We start from the raw sequence: 14,235 nt of genomic DNA, 5'->3' as shown, positions 1-14,235 counted from the left end.
GATGACGAAAAAAAGTCAGAAGGTGGCGGTGGCACCCAGCCGGACGATGCGACCAAGATTGGGATAGAGCGCGGCGGTGCCGATCCCCTGGCTGGTCTGATAGCCGCGACGCGGCGGTGCAGCGTCAAACACATTGGCGACATCGAGCCGCAGTGTCGCTGACGCCAACCGCAGCGCCGCGCCCAGATCGTGATAGCTGCGCAACCCCGTGGCCGGACGGTCGACGGGAATCGTCTCGTCCCCGGTGATGCGCGCGCTGCCGATCAGCCGCGCCTGCCAGTCGAGGGTCAGACGCTGGCTGCTCCATCGCGCGCCAAGGCTCGCGCGCAGGCGCGGATTGGGGAGGATGCCGTCGAGCCGCACGGTGGCCCCCGAAGCGGCATCGGCGGTGACGACCAGCCGGCCGACCCAGGTCGCGGTGGCCGACAGGTCGACCGCACCGCCCGCTATGGCCGGGGTCACGCGCCAGTCCGCGGCAAGATCAATCCCGGCGGTGTCGATACGACCGATGTTGGTATAGCGCGCGCGCAGCCCGACGATCTGCCCGGAGGCGGCGTCCCGGCTGATCGCACCGCACGCCGCGGTCCGGCGTGGACCGTCGGCGGCATCGACGCAATCGTTCAGCGTCGCCTGCTCGATCGGAAAGCCGATCGCGCGATCAACCCGGATATGCCAGCCGTCCAGCGTCACCCGCGCACCGCCCCGCTCCCAGCTGACGCCCAGGGTGCTGGTATCGGCGAGTTCGGCACGCAGCGCCGTGTTGCCGTCATAGGTGACGGGCTTGGCGATGCCGTTCTGCCCGTCGAGCGCGGCGGACAGGCCAAGCGCGTCGCAGCGGGCCGCGCGCACCGCCACCGCGTCCCGCCTAGTCGCGTCGCACGGGTCGGTGACGAAAGCATAGCCCTGCGCCGGCCCGCTGTAGAGTTCGCCGATATTGGGCGCCCGCACCGCACGCGAGCGCATCGCACGGAACCGCAGTGCGGCAACCGGCGCATAGTCCAGCCCGGCATGCCACGCCCCGGCCCAGCCCACGGTGGAATAATGGGACAGGCGCCATGCAGCGGTGACGGTAAGCCGGTCCACGCCAGCGCGGTGCATCAACAGCGGTGCGCTGATCTCACCCAGCGCTTCCGCGACGCCATAGCGCCCGGCGTAGGAGGGAACCTGCGGCAGATAGGTACCGCCGCGCTGCTGGATCGCGCTGGAACGGCGGTCGCTGATCTCCCGGCGTGCTTCCCAGCCGATCGTCACCTCGACCGGGCCCGCCGGCAGCGTCCACGGGCGCCCGGTCATCTGGCCACCGAGGATCACCTGCGTCAGCGTCTCGCCGGATCGCGGCGCGATCGCGCTCCATGCCACCGCGGCGGGATCGACCGGGCCGCTGCCGACGATATCGAGCGGGACGCAGCCTGCCGCCCGCGCGGTGGCATCGCGGCAGCGGATCGCGCCGGTGACGGGGTCGCGGACCGCGTCGATCGACTGGCGCAGGCGATCCATGTCGGCCAAGCCGATCGTCGTGATCGCGTCATGGCTGCGCCCCCAGCCGGCCTCGAGCGTGTAGCGCCAGCGATCCCCGACCGGCCCGCCCGCCCCTGCCCGCGCGGTCGTCATCAGGCGATGATTGACCGAGCCGACCCGCCCGAAAGCGTCCAGCACCTTGGCGACGTCGATCTGCCCGATCCCCGCGGCCCGCATCGCGGCGACTGTCGCATCGGGCAGGAAGGGATTGGCGGCCGTCAGCGACAGCGCGGCGCGATCGCTGGGGAAGATCATCGGCTGCCATTGCGATCGCGTGGTGGTGGCCACGATCCGCAGTGAAGCGGCAAGACGATGCGCTCCCGCGTTGCGCCGCAGCGACAGGTCGGCGGCCGTGCGCACCAGACCCAGTCGCAACTGGTCGTAGCGTTGCGGCGCCAACCCGTCGCCGCCGATCTGCCGTCCGTCGCGCGCGCCGATCGCCCCGGTGTCATAGGGGCGTGCCGTGCTGCCATTGGCGGCGAAAACCGAACGCGCGCCGCCGATCGTATAGCTGCCCGCCGCATCAGCCGGAAGGAAGTGGATGCCGGGCAAAGTCACCAGCCCCTCGCCCGACGCCGCGCGGATCACGTCCAGCCCGTCGCTGGCATAAGCGCGGGCGACGGCATTCACCGCCGCGATGCTGTCATGATAGAGGCCACCCGAAAGGTCCCAGCCTGAGCCGACGACGTCGCTCCGCCCCCAGCGCAGCGACACGCCGCGCGTCGGGGCGTCGCCGTAGCTCGACAGCGCGCTGGTGGCGTTCAGGTCGATGCCGTCGACCGGACCATGGCGCAAGATGATGTTGACCACCCCGGCGACCGCGTCCGCGCCATAGACCGCCGAGCCGCCGCCGGTCGTCACCTCGATCCGCTCAACCATCTGTGGCGGGATCGTGTTAAGGTCGACCGCAGACAGGCCACGGCGCGCGCCCACCTGACGCTGCCCGTCGACAAGAACTAGCGTTCGGGCGACCCCCAGCCCGCGCAGGTCGATCAGGCTGAGCCCCGCCCCGCCCGACGTCTGGTTCTGGCTGCTCTGCAGGCCGAGGCCGGGCTGGATCGCGCCGATCCGCAGCAGGGAGGTGGCGAGATCGGCCTGCGCGGTTCCGTCAAGCTCGGCACGGCCCATGGTGCGGACCGGCATGATGGCATTGTTCGACAGCGCACCCAGGCGCGTGCCCGTGACGACGACATCCTGTGGCCGCTCGTCTGGCGTGACGGACGGCGGCGCGGGAGCCGGCGCCACGCGCAGCAACGCGACGGTATGTGCGCCCAGGAAGCGGGCTTCGTAGCCGGTGCCCGCCAACAGCCGCCGCAGCGCCGCCTGCGCCGACAGGCCGCCACGCACCCGGTGGCTACGCACGCTGCGCGTGTCGGCCGCCATCACCACTTGGATACCGGTGCGTGCCGACCAGAGCGCCAGCGCGCGATCGAGCGGCTGCGCCTCGATCGCGGCGTCGCGGACCTGCGCATGAGCCGCCGATCCGGTGGCGGGCGAGAGCGCTGCCAGCATCATGCCGGAAACCGCCCACCGCATCATCCTGCGCGAATCGGCTCCGGCGCGTGCCGGGGGATGCCGCCGCCGCGGATGGTCACCGCCCAGCCGCGGCAGCGACGCGGGGCGCGATCTCTACGCCGTCGCGCCGATACCGCACCTTTACCGGAAACGCATAGGGCAGCGCGCTCACCCATTCGCCGATCGCGTCGGTGCGCACCGTGCCGCTATAGGGCAAGTGTGCGATCGCGGGATCGGCAAGGCGCAGCGGCGTGGCGGCATAGCGGTTGATGTCCGCGACCACATCTGACAGCGGTGCCCGGTTATAGCGCAAGAGGCCCGTCTGCCACCCGGTCGCCATGCCGGGTTCGATCGGACCCACGGTGCCGTGTCCGGCTCGATCGAACCGCACCTGTTGCCCCGCGCCCAGCCGCATCGCCGCCGCGCCGGGCACTGTCGCCTCCACCACGCCCTCCGTGACACCGATGGTGGTGGCGTCGGCGTGGCGGGTGACGGCGAAGACGGTGCCGATGTCACGGACCTCGGTGGTGCCCGCCTCCACGACGAAGGGCCGCGAGGCATTATGCGCGACCGTGAACAGCGCCTGCCCCGATACCAGCCGCACCGTGCGCCGGTCGTCAGCGACACTGGCGGATATTCGGCTGTCGGCGCCGAGCAAGATGCGCGATCCGTCCTCGAGCCGGACCGATCGCGTCTGCCCAAGCGCGGTCGCATAGACCTGCGCGACCGGCGCGCGGTGCGGCGCGGTCGGTATCAGCACGATGGCGACACCCGCCGCAACAGCCGCCGCCGCGACGACGCCCACCCTCCGACGGATAGGGTCCGATCGACGCAGCCACCCTGCGCGTGCACGACGCGCCAAAGCCACATCGGGCAACGAGGGTACATCATCGCCCAGCGGGATCGCAGCGGGATCGATCGCGCCGACGACGTGCCAAGCATGGATCACACGGGCCAGCGCGGCGCGATGATCGTCGGACCGCGCCTCGAACGCCACCAGCGCAAGCATCGCGTCGAGCGGCGCGTCATCAGCATGGGCGTGCCCGAGCAACGACAGCGCCTCCGCCTCGAGCGATATGGCCATGCCCTCCTCATCCTCGTTCGCATGGCTCATGACGCGGCGCTCGCTTCCATCGCGCGGTATAGACGTATCCACGCCCGGTTCCGGGAATGCCGGTCAATCATGCGCGCGATCCTCCGCCGCGAGCGCCGCCATGCAATGCCGCATTGCGCGCAGCACATATTTGCGGACCATGCTTTCGGTCACCGTCATCTCGGCCGCGATCTCCGTATAGGACCGTGCCTCGAACCGGTGCTGGATGAAGGCGTGGCGGCAGCGTTCGGGCAGATCGGCGAGCGCTGCGCGCACCCGCGCAACCTCCTGCCGCGACGCGATATGGCGGTCGGCGGCGGGATCACCATCGGGCAGGTCAATCACGGTCACATCGACCCGCTCCCGCTCGCGCCGCCGCTGCCGTTCGCGCAAACGGTCGGACGCCAGATTGCTGGCGGTACGGAAAAGGTAACCGCGCAGATCGTCGATCGGATCGATCCCGGCACGGGAGAACAGACGCGCAAACGCCTCCTGCGCGACATCCTGCGCCTCTTCGACAACCCCCAGCTTCAGGGTCAACATCCGCACCAGCAACGCCCCGTCGTCACGGAAAATCGATTCCAGCGTCGCAATCACGTGTCGGGATTTGTCCGGTTTCGTCGCCAACCTGCCTACTCTTGCCTCGCACGATACGACACCATGAGCCGCCAGCCTGTCAATCGGCCGTCATAAGATGACGGCCACCAGCGTTCCATTCGCTGGTCAAAATAGGATGCGCGGCGTTGGTCGGGGATCTTCGCGGCACCCTTCCCGCCTCCAATTTCCAGCATTCGTATATCTCGGCTGAGGGGTGGTCTTTGACGTCCTCCCTGCTTCTTTATCCAAGCCGAGTGAGATTTTTCGGCCCTTTTGAAGCTCGCGGGCAAGGAGCTGGGACATGAAGAAGTCGAGGTACACGAAAGAGCAGATCGCCTTTGCGTTGAAGCAGGCAGAAACGGGTACGCCGGTGGCCGAGGTCATCCGGCGGATGGGCGTGTCGGAGCAGACTTTCTCCCGCTGGAAGAAAGTGTATGGCGGGCTTGGCGTAGGCGAGCTGCGACGGGCCAAGCAACTTGAGGAGGAGAACCGCAAGCTGAAGCCGCTCGTCGCGGACAAGAGCCCGGACAAGCATATCCTGCAGGACGTCCTGGCAAAAAAAGGCTGTGACGCCTGGGCGACGGCGCAGATGGATGATGCGGAGTGTTTGGGCAGACCTCGCTCGCCTGACCGCCATCCAGTCCGCCAATCTGATCGCGTTGCTCAAGGGGCGATATCCGGAGTGGCACGGCCGCGTTCGATGTAAAAACGTTTTCAATCGGGAGCTTGGCTATCTGATACAAGCCAATCCGGTCGGAATGAAGAATCGAGAGGCCCAGCCTTCGAGTTAACTCGCCCGAAACGAAAATGTGAGAAAACGTTTTCTAAGGGGGCCTGACAAAATGCATGTGCGAAGAGTTCGTTTCAAATTATGTGTCGCCTTCGGGGCGGCGATACTGCCCCTATCTCCCGGTTGGTCGCGCGCGGTTGCGTCGGCGCCGCTAATGATGGCGCATGATCCGTCTGCTGTCGTGTCAGATCCGGCAGCGCCGCAGGTATCGCAACAAGCGACGAAGACGGTGCCTGTGGTCCTGGGGCAGAAGAAGAAAGGCGTCGAGACTTATCAGCCGCTGGCCGATGACGGCATCACCCTGGCGCTGAGCTATACCGGCGAGGCGGCCGCCAATGCGACCGGCGGCTTTGCGCAGAAGGCGGCCTATACCGGCCAGATCTATGTCGGCGCCGATCTCGACTTCGAGAAGATCGCCGGGATTTCGGGCGGGGGCTTGCATCTGGCGATCACCAATCGCCACGGCCAGAGCCTGTCGCAGATCGCGATCGGCAACAACACCTCGGTCCAGGAGGTCTGGGGCACCCAGAACACGCATCTCGCCATCCTGACCTGGGAGCAGAAGCTGCTGGGCGGCGCGCTCGATATCGAGGCGGGCAAGAGCCAGGCGAACATCCACTTCCTGAACTCGCCCTATTACTGTAATTTCCAGACGAACTCGGCCTGCGGCAATCCGACCTTCGTCTTCAAGAACAGCAACTTCACCTATTTCCCGGCGTCGAGTTGGATGGCCAAGGCGAAGGTGACGGTGGCCGACCACTGGTTCGTCCATGCGGGCATCTATGAGGTCAATCCCAACCGCAAGCGCGCCGACGACAACGGCTTCAGCCTCAGCTTCAAGGGCGGGACCGGCTTCATCGTGCCGTACGAGCTGGGCTATGCGTCGGACTATCAGACCGACCGGCTGCCGCACCACTATATCCTGGGCGGCTGGATCGACCGGGGCGACTATTCCGATCCGCTGCGCGACGACCGGGGCGGCGTCGCGATTCTGAGCGGGCGACCGGCGGCGACGCTGAAGGGACGCAGCGGCATATATGCGCGGTTCGACCAGATGCTGACCCGGCCGGACATGAACTCGCATCGCGGGCTGGGCGTGTTCGGCGTTGCGATGACCAACCTGTCGGGGCGCGTCGAGGAGCGGCATTTCCTGGAGCTGGGCCTGCTCCAGACCGGCACGTTCCCGGGCCGCGACCAGGACACGATCGGTTTCGTCATCAACCAGCAGAGCTTCTCCGACCTGGCGATGGCGCGGATGCGCGCGGCGCGGGTGGCCGCTGGGGGCGATGCGAACATCCGGCGCAACCAGTATATGATGGAGCTGGCCTATGGTGCGCAGATCGGCCCGGCCGTTCGCATCTCGCCCAACGTCCAGTATATCCTGCATCCCGACCAGACCGGGCTGCCCTTCCGCCGGACCAACATCCCAAACGCCCTGGTCTTCGGCTTCAAGTTCACCGTCGACGCGCCGACCCTCATCGGCTTGACGCGGCGCGATTGACCGACGCGGCGTGATTTCCATCCTCGGTTACCTGCAGCGACCTGACGCATTAAAGTCCTGCCTTCAGGCTCATATCTTGCATAGCATCAGCTAACATTTCCCGATTTTCCGGGCATTTTGGCACAGCCAAAAATCATTGCCGTGCGCGATCCATGATTGATCGCCGGTCACCCACTGCACCTGCTTATCAAGCAATATTTTCAACATATTCATTCAAGGGATTTGGTCATGCGGTTTACGATCAAGAACAAATTATCCTTGGCATTCGGCATCAGCATCATGATGCTGACCGGAAGCACGATCTATAGCTACGTCAACCTTTCCGGTTTCAACCAGACGGTCAAGGCATTGCTGGACGGCCCCGCTGCGCGCAAGGAACATATTCAGATGATTACTGAATATGAGGTCCGGCCGACCCGTGGCCTTTATGACCTCATCAATGCCGCGACGCCTGAGGAGCGCCGCAGCCTGAAGGCCAAGAACGACGATTTCATCGCAAAGCTGATGACGGAAGCGAAGTGGCTTCAGGAGCATGCCGTCACCGGCGCGGAGCGGGAAAGCTGGAGCGCCGTCGCCTCTGATGTGCAGAAGTTCAAGATCGCAGCGGATGGGGTCTATGACCATCTCGCGTCGGGTGACGTCGCCGGCGCCGTTCAGATGAACCTGCAACAGGCGCGGCCGCTGACCGACGATATCGAGAGGCTGATCACACCGATCTTCTTCGACCAGCGCGACCAGATCGCGGCTGGCAAGGCGGCGGCCGATCAGAGCTATTCGTCGGCGGTCATCATGCTGACCATCATCGGCATCATTTCGGCGATCATCTCGCTGGCGGCGGCGGCCTGGATCGCGATCGGGATCGGTCGCGGGTTGAAGCGCCTGACCGAGGCGACGGATGCGGTGTCCGTCGGCGACCTCGATACCGAGGTTCGCGTCGACACCGACGACGAAATCAAGGACTTGGTCGACACCGTCAACCGGATGACCGCCAATCTTCGCAAGACCGCGGCCCTGGCCGACACGATCGCGACAGGCGATCTCAGTGCCGATCATCAGGCCCTGTCGGACAAGGACATGCTGGGTCATGCGCTCACCCGGATGACGGTCAATCTGCGCAAGACGGCGCAACTGGCCGATACGATCGCGGCAGGCGATCTCAGCGTCGATCACCAGGCGTTGTCGGACAAGGACATACTGGGCCATGCGCTGATCCGCATGACGGTGAACCTGCGCAAGACGGCGGGATTGGCGGAAACGATCGCCGAAGGCGACCTGACCGTCGATCACCAGCCGCTGTCGGACAAGGACGTCCTCGGCCAGGCCCTGGTTACGATGGTCGAGCGTTTGCGCGGGGTCGTCGGCAATACGACGCAGGCCACCCAGAACGTTGCGTCGGGTACGCAGCAACTCTCGGCGACGGCGGAGCAGGTGTCGCAGGGGGCCACCGAGCAGGCGGCCGCGGCGGAAGAAGCGTCCGCGTCGATGGAGCAGATGGCCGCCAACATCAAGCAGAATGCCGAAAATGCCTCGCAGACCGAAAAGATCGCGCGTCAGTCCTCGGTGGATGCCGAAGCGAGCGGCGTGGCGGTCGACAAGGCGGTCGTCGCGATGCGCACCATCGCCGAAAGGATCTGCATCGTTCAGGAAATCGCGCGTCAGACCGATCTGCTGGCCCTGAACGCCGCGGTCGAGGCGGCGCGCGCCGGCGAACATGGCAGGGGCTTTGCCGTCGTCGCGGCAGAAGTCCGCAAGCTTGCCGAACGCAGCCAGACGGCAGCGGCAGAGATTAGTTCGGTCTCGTCGGACACGGTGGCCACGGCGGCCCAGGCTGGCGAGATGCTGCAAAAGCTGGTCCCCGATATTCGGCGGACCGCCGAACTCGTGTCGGAGATCAGCGCCGCGTGTCGCGAGCAGGACATCGGCGCGAACCAGATCAACCAGGCGATCCAGCAGCTCGACCAGGTCACGCAGCAGAATGCGGGCGCATCCGAGCAGATTTCCGCCACGGCGGAAGAACTTGCTGGCCAGGCCGATGACCTGCAGGAGCGGATCGCCTTCTTCCGCATCGAAGACGATAGTGCCGCCGCGAAGGGCAAGAAGCCCGCAACCGCCCCGAAGGCCGCGAAAAAGAAGATCAAGGCCGCCGCGCGGCCTGGTTCGGTCGCCGATCGGCAGTCGCGGGTGCGGGGTTTCGCCCTCGACCTGAGCCAGGGCGGGCCCGATGAAGACGATGATCAGTTCGAGGTCGCGGCATGACGGACGGGGACGCCATCCAAGCCGTAATCTTCCATCTGGAGGTCGAAGCAGTCGCCCTCCCGGTGGGAGCCGTACGCGAGATACTTGATTACCGTCCCGCCTTCCGGATGCCGCGGGGGCCGGCATGGCTGAAAGGCCTTATCGACCTCCGTGGCGAAACCCTGCCGCTGGTCGATCTGCGGTTGCGGCTCGGTCTGGACGAGGCGGTACCAGGGCCTATGACCCGGATACTCATCGTGGACGTTCCGGCGGGCGGACAGAGGCTGGCATTGGGGTTCATCGTCGACAAGGTTGCCGATGTCGCGACTTTCAGTGCCACCGAAATCGAAGTCCCGCCGGACATCGGCATACGTTGGCGATCCGATTATATCGAGGGTGTCGTACGTCGTCCCGAGGGCTTCGTCGTTCTGCTTGCGATCACATCATTGCTTTCTGGCGAGAACAGTGCGGCATTGACCGACCTTTCGCAAGCGGCCTGAAAAATCCACTGCGCAGGCGGGACGGCGTCTTCGTAGACTTGCCCCGCTTAAATGGAGAGGCATTTGGTCATCGTGGCGCGGTTTGTTCGACCTGCGCCGGGCTGGTGTAGTCAAGCGCAGAGTGGCGCCGGACGGGGTTGTAGAAGCCGTCGATATAGCGGGCGATGGCCAGCTCGGCCTGGGCACGGGTATAGAAGATGGTGCGCCAGACGAATTCGGACTTGATGGTCTTGAAGAATGTCTCGACCATGGCGTTATCGTAGCGATTTCCCTTTTCCGACATGGAGATGCGGATGCCGTGGCGATGCAGCTCGGCTTGGTGGTCCACGGGACAATATTGGCTGCCGCGGTCCGAATGATGAATGAACCCCTTGGGCGGACGCCGCATGACGAGCGCCTTGCGCAGGGCAGGCAGCGCCAGATTGCGATGCAGCCGGTCGCCGGTCGCCCATCATCCTGCAACTCGCGCGTCATCCTCGAACTGCCATAGGGGCCGTTCGACAGGGCAAAAGCCGAGCGGACATGCGCCAGCATCACCATGTCATCGCGCTGGCGCCCACTGGCCGGGCGATCCTTCCAGGCGAAATAGCCGCCCTGGCTGACGCCGAGCACCCGGCAGAGGCGGTGATCCTCCGCTATTGCGCGCTGCCTCCGTCCGCTGGTCGCTACCAGCCGAACTGCTTCGTCCTCAAACTTTTTCGTGAACCATCGCTGCTTCGTCACCGAGTTCACCTCTCACCTCAAGGGAACTCTCCACTTTTCCGAGGCAGGTCCAGCCGATCCCTGCCGCCGGGATCTGGTTGAGGTCGGTCGGTGTCGCGCCCTTCCCTATCGTGCCGCCGGTGTTGACCCAGGCTGCGCCGTGAAGCCGCTTGCCGTTCACCAGCACCAGCGTCTCATCCGGCGACAGCCCCCGCAGCGAGGCGGAGTGGATATGGGTGTTGCCGTCCGGCGTCGTCGGATTGGCGAAGGAGAAGGACGGCGCAAGCTGGGGGAGCACCTCACTCGTCTCCTGATAGCCCGAGGCGCGCAATTCGTCGCCGCGCAGTACGTCGATCGGCACCGATGAAGTCGTGACGGTACGTTCGCCGGTGCGTGTCCCGGTGACCATGATCTCGCCGCCCGTCTTTGACTTTTCTATACTCGCCCGAGGGGCCGCGTCTTGTGCCGCTGCGGTCGCCATAGTGATGCGCCGACCAACAGACTCATCACGACGATCTTCATCCATCAACCCCCTCGCCGATCCGGCGGCACTGACTGGCGCTCGCACCGCGACCATATCCCACCAGATTGATAGGACATTGTAGAAATGATTTGGTGCGATCAAGCTCCAACGAAGCCTTCGTTCTGCACTCGCCTCGCTGCGAAACCCGCCGCCGAAAACGACGATCGATTTCTCCCCCGACGCCTCTATCCTGGCCGACCATGCCCAAGCTCATCGCCCATCTCAGACCCGTGACGCTGTTCGACATCGAGGGCGACGAAACGCCCTCGAAGCGCCGGCTGGCCGACGCCGGAGAGCGGCTGATGGGAACGCACGGCATCGACACGCCGTCCCTGCAGGAGATTGCGGCTGCGGCGGGTCAGGCGAACAAATTCGCGGTGCAATATCATTTCGGCGGGCGTGACGGATTGATCGATGCCATCTTCGCGATCCGGATGCGGCACATCGTCGCACGGCGTCAGGAATGTGTCCGCTTGGCCGAAGAACGCGGATTGATGGAGGATCTCAGCAGCTTGCTGGAGGCGGTGTTCCTGCCGATGTCGGAGCAGGTCGACGCGAACGGGCACCACAGCTACGCTCGGCTCCTGTTGCAATATACGACGCGGATCGGCTTCGATCCGCAGCGCCGCGATGATCCGTTCAATGCGCGACGAGGGCTCGCAGTGACCTTGATGGAGCGGATGGCCGGGCTGCTGAACCTCACGGCGCAGCAGTTCGAACTCGGCTTCTCCCAGCAGCATTTTGCGATGATCGTCGGGCTCGCGGCACGCGACAATTTTGCTTTTCGCGGGCGCGCCGCGCTGTCGCTGGAAGAGCTGATCGATCAGACCATCGCCATGGCCGTGCCGGCACTGCAGGCAGCGGCCCGGTTCGTACTTAACCGGGGCTGAGCCACCAGACGAAGCGAAAGTTGCATCAGCGCAACCAAAACCATCTTCAATCCCCATTAATCTAATGGGATAAGTGACAACACTTAATCCGCGCTGGATGCGTTCATGGGGGGAAGGTCGATGGCTGGTCGCCAATCCAAGGTTCCAGGCTTGGGATATGCATGGCTATGGCGTGCGGGCACGCTTGCCGCCGCGCTCGTTCCCGCCGTCGTCCACGCGGCCCCGCCACAGGACCAGACGGGGCCGCAGAATCAGACGGGGCTGTCCGACATCGTCGTCACGGCGCAACGCCGCAGCGAAAGTTCGCAACAGGTGCCGATCTCGATCCAGACCCTGGATGCGAAGGCGCTCGACACGCTCGGCGCGCGCCGCCTGAGCGACGTGGAGGTCGCCACGCCGTCCCTGTCGTTCGGCGACGGCAGCGAACAGGGGCGCACCGGCATTCGCGGCGTCATCGACTACTCGCGCAACGCCGGCTATGACTCGCGGGTCGGCGTCTATGTCGACGGCGTGTATTACAGCCGGTCCTGGATGAACAACCTGACGCTGCTCGGCATCCGGCAGGTCGATGTGTTGCGGGGACCGCAGGGAACGCTGTTCGGCAAGGACACCGATGCAGGCGCGCTCTCCATCACCACGATCCAGCCGTCGAAGGCGCTGGGCGGCGAGATCAGCGCGGATATCGGCAATTTCGGCTATCGCCAGATCGCCGCGCGCAGCAACCTGCCGCTGAACGACGACGTCAGCCTGCAACTCAGCGGCGCCCATGTGCAGAGCGACGGCTATTACCGCAACGTCCTGCTCGGCAAGCGCAACCAGGGCATCAACTCCGATGCGTTCCGCGCGCAACTTCGGCTGCGCCCCAATGACGGGCTTGATGTCACGCTTGCGGCGGATTTCACCGACGACGACAATTCGACGCTCCACTATACCTATGTGCCCCCAGCGGGCAGCGATCCGTTCGAAATCCGATCCTATGTCGACGATGGGGCACGACGGCGGATGGGCGGCGTCTCGCTGACCGCGCAGAAGGACGTTGGCGGAGGATTCCAGGCCACGTCGATCACCGCGTGGCGATCGGGCCACCAGTTCCTGCACTTCAACAACGAAACCGGCCCCACGCCGATTCTGACCGCGGACCTGCGCCAATATACGGACCAGTTCTCGCAGGAATTGCGGATCGCTTCGCCACGCGAGCGCCGCTACGATTTCGTCGCGGGCGTCTTCTACTTCTGGGGCAACAACCGTGACCGGCAGGCGCTGACCTTCGGCTCGGGGCTGCGCGCACTAGGCCTCGGCAGCGCCGTGGGCAAGGTCGCGACGCTCGGCACGTCGGTCAGCAGCGACTCCATCGCCGGCTTCTTCCAGGCGAACATCCGGCCGTCGTCGCTTGTCGAGCTGTTCGCCGGTGCGCGGCTGACCCATGAGCGCAAACGGCTGAACGACATCACCACCGCCGACCCGACCGGGCTGTTCTCTGCCCCGATCAGCGGCTATCGCGATGCGCTCGCCAACACCTTCTTCACGCCCAAGGGCGGCATCAACCTGCATCTGAAGCGCAACGTCCTGTTGTTCGGCACGATCGGTCGCGGCTTCAAGAGCGGCGGGTGGAACGTCGAGGCGACCAGCCCCGCCGCCTTCGCCGCTGGCATCCGCTTCCGGCCCGAAACGGTGACCAGCTACGAAGTCGGGTTCAAGAGCGACTTTTTCGATCGCCGCGCCCGCGTCAACGTCACCGGCTTCTACGAGAGATTCGACGATTTCCAGGTCTTCACCTTCGTCAACGCCACCGTCGGCGGCCGCACGGTGCTCGCCAGCAGCCTGTCGAACGTCGGCAAGGTCTCGTCCAAGGGGATCGAGACGGAGATCGCGGTCATCCCCGTCACCGGCCTGACGCTGGCAGCCCAATATACCTACAATCAGAGCGTGTACGACCGGTATCCGGGTGGCGGCGGTACGGTGGGCAACACCGTACTCGATGCCGATGGTGTACAGACGCCCTATGCGCCGCGTCACAAGGCCTATGTGTCGGCCGATTACGAGACAGCACTGGGTTCGGGTCTGCCGCGCTTGCAGGCACACGTCGGCCATAGCGTGCAGTCCTCCGAGAATTTCGACCCGAAGGTCGCGAACCCGGTGTACGGGAAAGCCTATTCCATTCCGGGTTACGACCTCGCCGATGCGCGGATCGGGCTGACGTCCGCCGATGGCCGGTGGCGGGCATCGCTATGGGGCCGCAACATCTTCGACAAACACTATATCCGCTTCGCCAATCGCACCGCGATCCTCGGCAATGCCGCGCTCCTCTACGGCACGCCGCGCACCTATGGCGCAACGCTCGGCTACACATTCTAAGCCCGCTGGAGGGATC

The 14,235-nt window shown here is 65.3% G+C and carries 9 protein-coding genes and 2 pseudogenes; 6 read left to right on the top strand and 5 right to left on the bottom strand.

From position 1 onward, the window contains the following. Positions 1-15: 15 nt before the first annotated feature. The 3 genes from QE363_RS10200 to QE363_RS10190 form a co-directional block, all read right to left on the bottom strand. Positions 16-3,033: a TonB-dependent receptor gene (locus tag QE363_RS10200; RefSeq protein WP_309694912.1), complete on the bottom strand. Its 3,018-nt coding sequence runs from the start codon at positions 3,031-3,033 to the stop codon at positions 16-18. A gap of 76 nt (positions 3,034-3,109) precedes the next feature. Then, positions 3,110-4,147 carry a FecR domain-containing protein gene (locus tag QE363_RS10195; RefSeq protein ID WP_309694911.1) on the bottom strand — a complete coding sequence of 346 codons (1,038 nt, stop codon included), beginning with the start codon at positions 4,145-4,147 and terminating at the stop codon, positions 3,110-3,112. A 63-nt stretch (positions 4,148-4,210) separates the two neighbouring features. Beyond that, on the bottom strand, positions 4,211-4,723 hold the full coding sequence (locus QE363_RS10190; protein WP_309694910.1) for an RNA polymerase sigma factor: 513 nt from the start codon (positions 4,721-4,723) through the stop codon (positions 4,211-4,213). Positions 4,724-5,024: 301 nt separating this feature from the next. Here QE363_RS10190 and QE363_RS10185 point away from each other — a divergent pair. From QE363_RS10185 to QE363_RS10170, 4 genes and pseudogenes are all read left to right on the top strand, one after another. Further along, positions 5,025-5,310 (top strand): annotated as a pseudogene (locus QE363_RS10185) (transposase); the annotation flags it as partial. A 357-nt stretch (positions 5,311-5,667) separates the two neighbouring features. Next, on the top strand, positions 5,668-7,014 hold the full coding sequence (locus tag QE363_RS10180) for a carbohydrate porin (RefSeq protein WP_309694908.1): 1,347 nt from the start codon (positions 5,668-5,670) through the stop codon (positions 7,012-7,014). Between the two features lie 156 nt (positions 7,015-7,170). Further along, positions 7,171-9,270, top strand: coding sequence for a methyl-accepting chemotaxis protein (locus QE363_RS10175; RefSeq protein ID WP_309694906.1), 2,100 nt, complete (start codon positions 7,171-7,173; stop codon positions 9,268-9,270). Next, on the top strand, positions 9,267-9,749 hold the full coding sequence (locus QE363_RS10170) for a chemotaxis protein CheW (RefSeq protein ID WP_309694904.1): 483 nt from the start codon (positions 9,267-9,269) through the stop codon (positions 9,747-9,749). Before QE363_RS10175 ends, QE363_RS10170 begins: the two co-directional genes overlap by 4 nt. Positions 9,750-9,816: 67 nt before the next feature. Here QE363_RS10170 and QE363_RS10165 read toward each other — a convergent pair. Together QE363_RS10165 and QE363_RS10160 are read right to left on the bottom strand one after the other, a co-directional pair. After that, positions 9,817-10,373, bottom strand: a pseudogene (locus QE363_RS10165) (integrase core domain-containing protein); the annotation flags it as partial. 64 nt (positions 10,374-10,437) lie between these two features. Beyond that, positions 10,438-11,076, bottom strand: coding sequence for a Plug domain-containing protein (locus tag QE363_RS10160; protein ID WP_309694902.1), 639 nt, complete (start codon positions 11,074-11,076; stop codon positions 10,438-10,440). 98 nt (positions 11,077-11,174) lie between these two features. On the opposite strand from QE363_RS10160, the gene QE363_RS10155 reads away from it, so the two are divergent. Beyond that, complete coding sequence (locus QE363_RS10155; protein ID WP_307103530.1) at positions 11,175-11,864, top strand: TetR/AcrR family transcriptional regulator; 690 nt, start codon at positions 11,175-11,177, stop codon at positions 11,862-11,864. Between the two features lie 150 nt (positions 11,865-12,014). After that, positions 12,015-14,219, top strand: a complete 2,205-nt coding sequence (locus QE363_RS10150) for a TonB-dependent receptor domain-containing protein (protein ID WP_309694898.1) — start codon at positions 12,015-12,017, stop codon at positions 14,217-14,219. The last annotated feature ends 16 nt before the right edge of the window (positions 14,220-14,235 follow it).

This window comes from Sphingomonas sp. SORGH_AS_0870 (assembly GCF_031453175.1).
Taxonomy (GTDB): Bacteria; Pseudomonadota; Alphaproteobacteria; order Sphingomonadales; family Sphingomonadaceae; genus Sphingomonas.
Note: the sequence above shows the minus strand (reverse complement) of the source record. Positions and strands in the feature narration are given on the sequence as shown.

Coding starts and splice junctions, on each gene's coding strand:
- QE363_RS10200 (WP_309694912.1), bottom strand. CDS start 3,033: ATGATGCTGGCAGCGCTCTCGCCCGCCACCGGATCGGCGGCTCATGCG.
- QE363_RS10195 (WP_309694911.1), bottom strand. CDS start 4,147: ATGAGCCATGCGAACGAGGATGAGGAGGGCATGGCCATATCGCTCGAG.
- QE363_RS10180 (WP_309694908.1), top strand. CDS start 5,668: ATGATGGCGCATGATCCGTCTGCTGTCGTGTCAGATCCGGCAGCGCCG.
- QE363_RS10170 (WP_309694904.1), top strand. CDS start 9,267: ATGACGGACGGGGACGCCATCCAAGCCGTAATCTTCCATCTGGAGGTC.
- QE363_RS10155 (WP_307103530.1), top strand. CDS start 11,175: ATGCCCAAGCTCATCGCCCATCTCAGACCCGTGACGCTGTTCGACATC.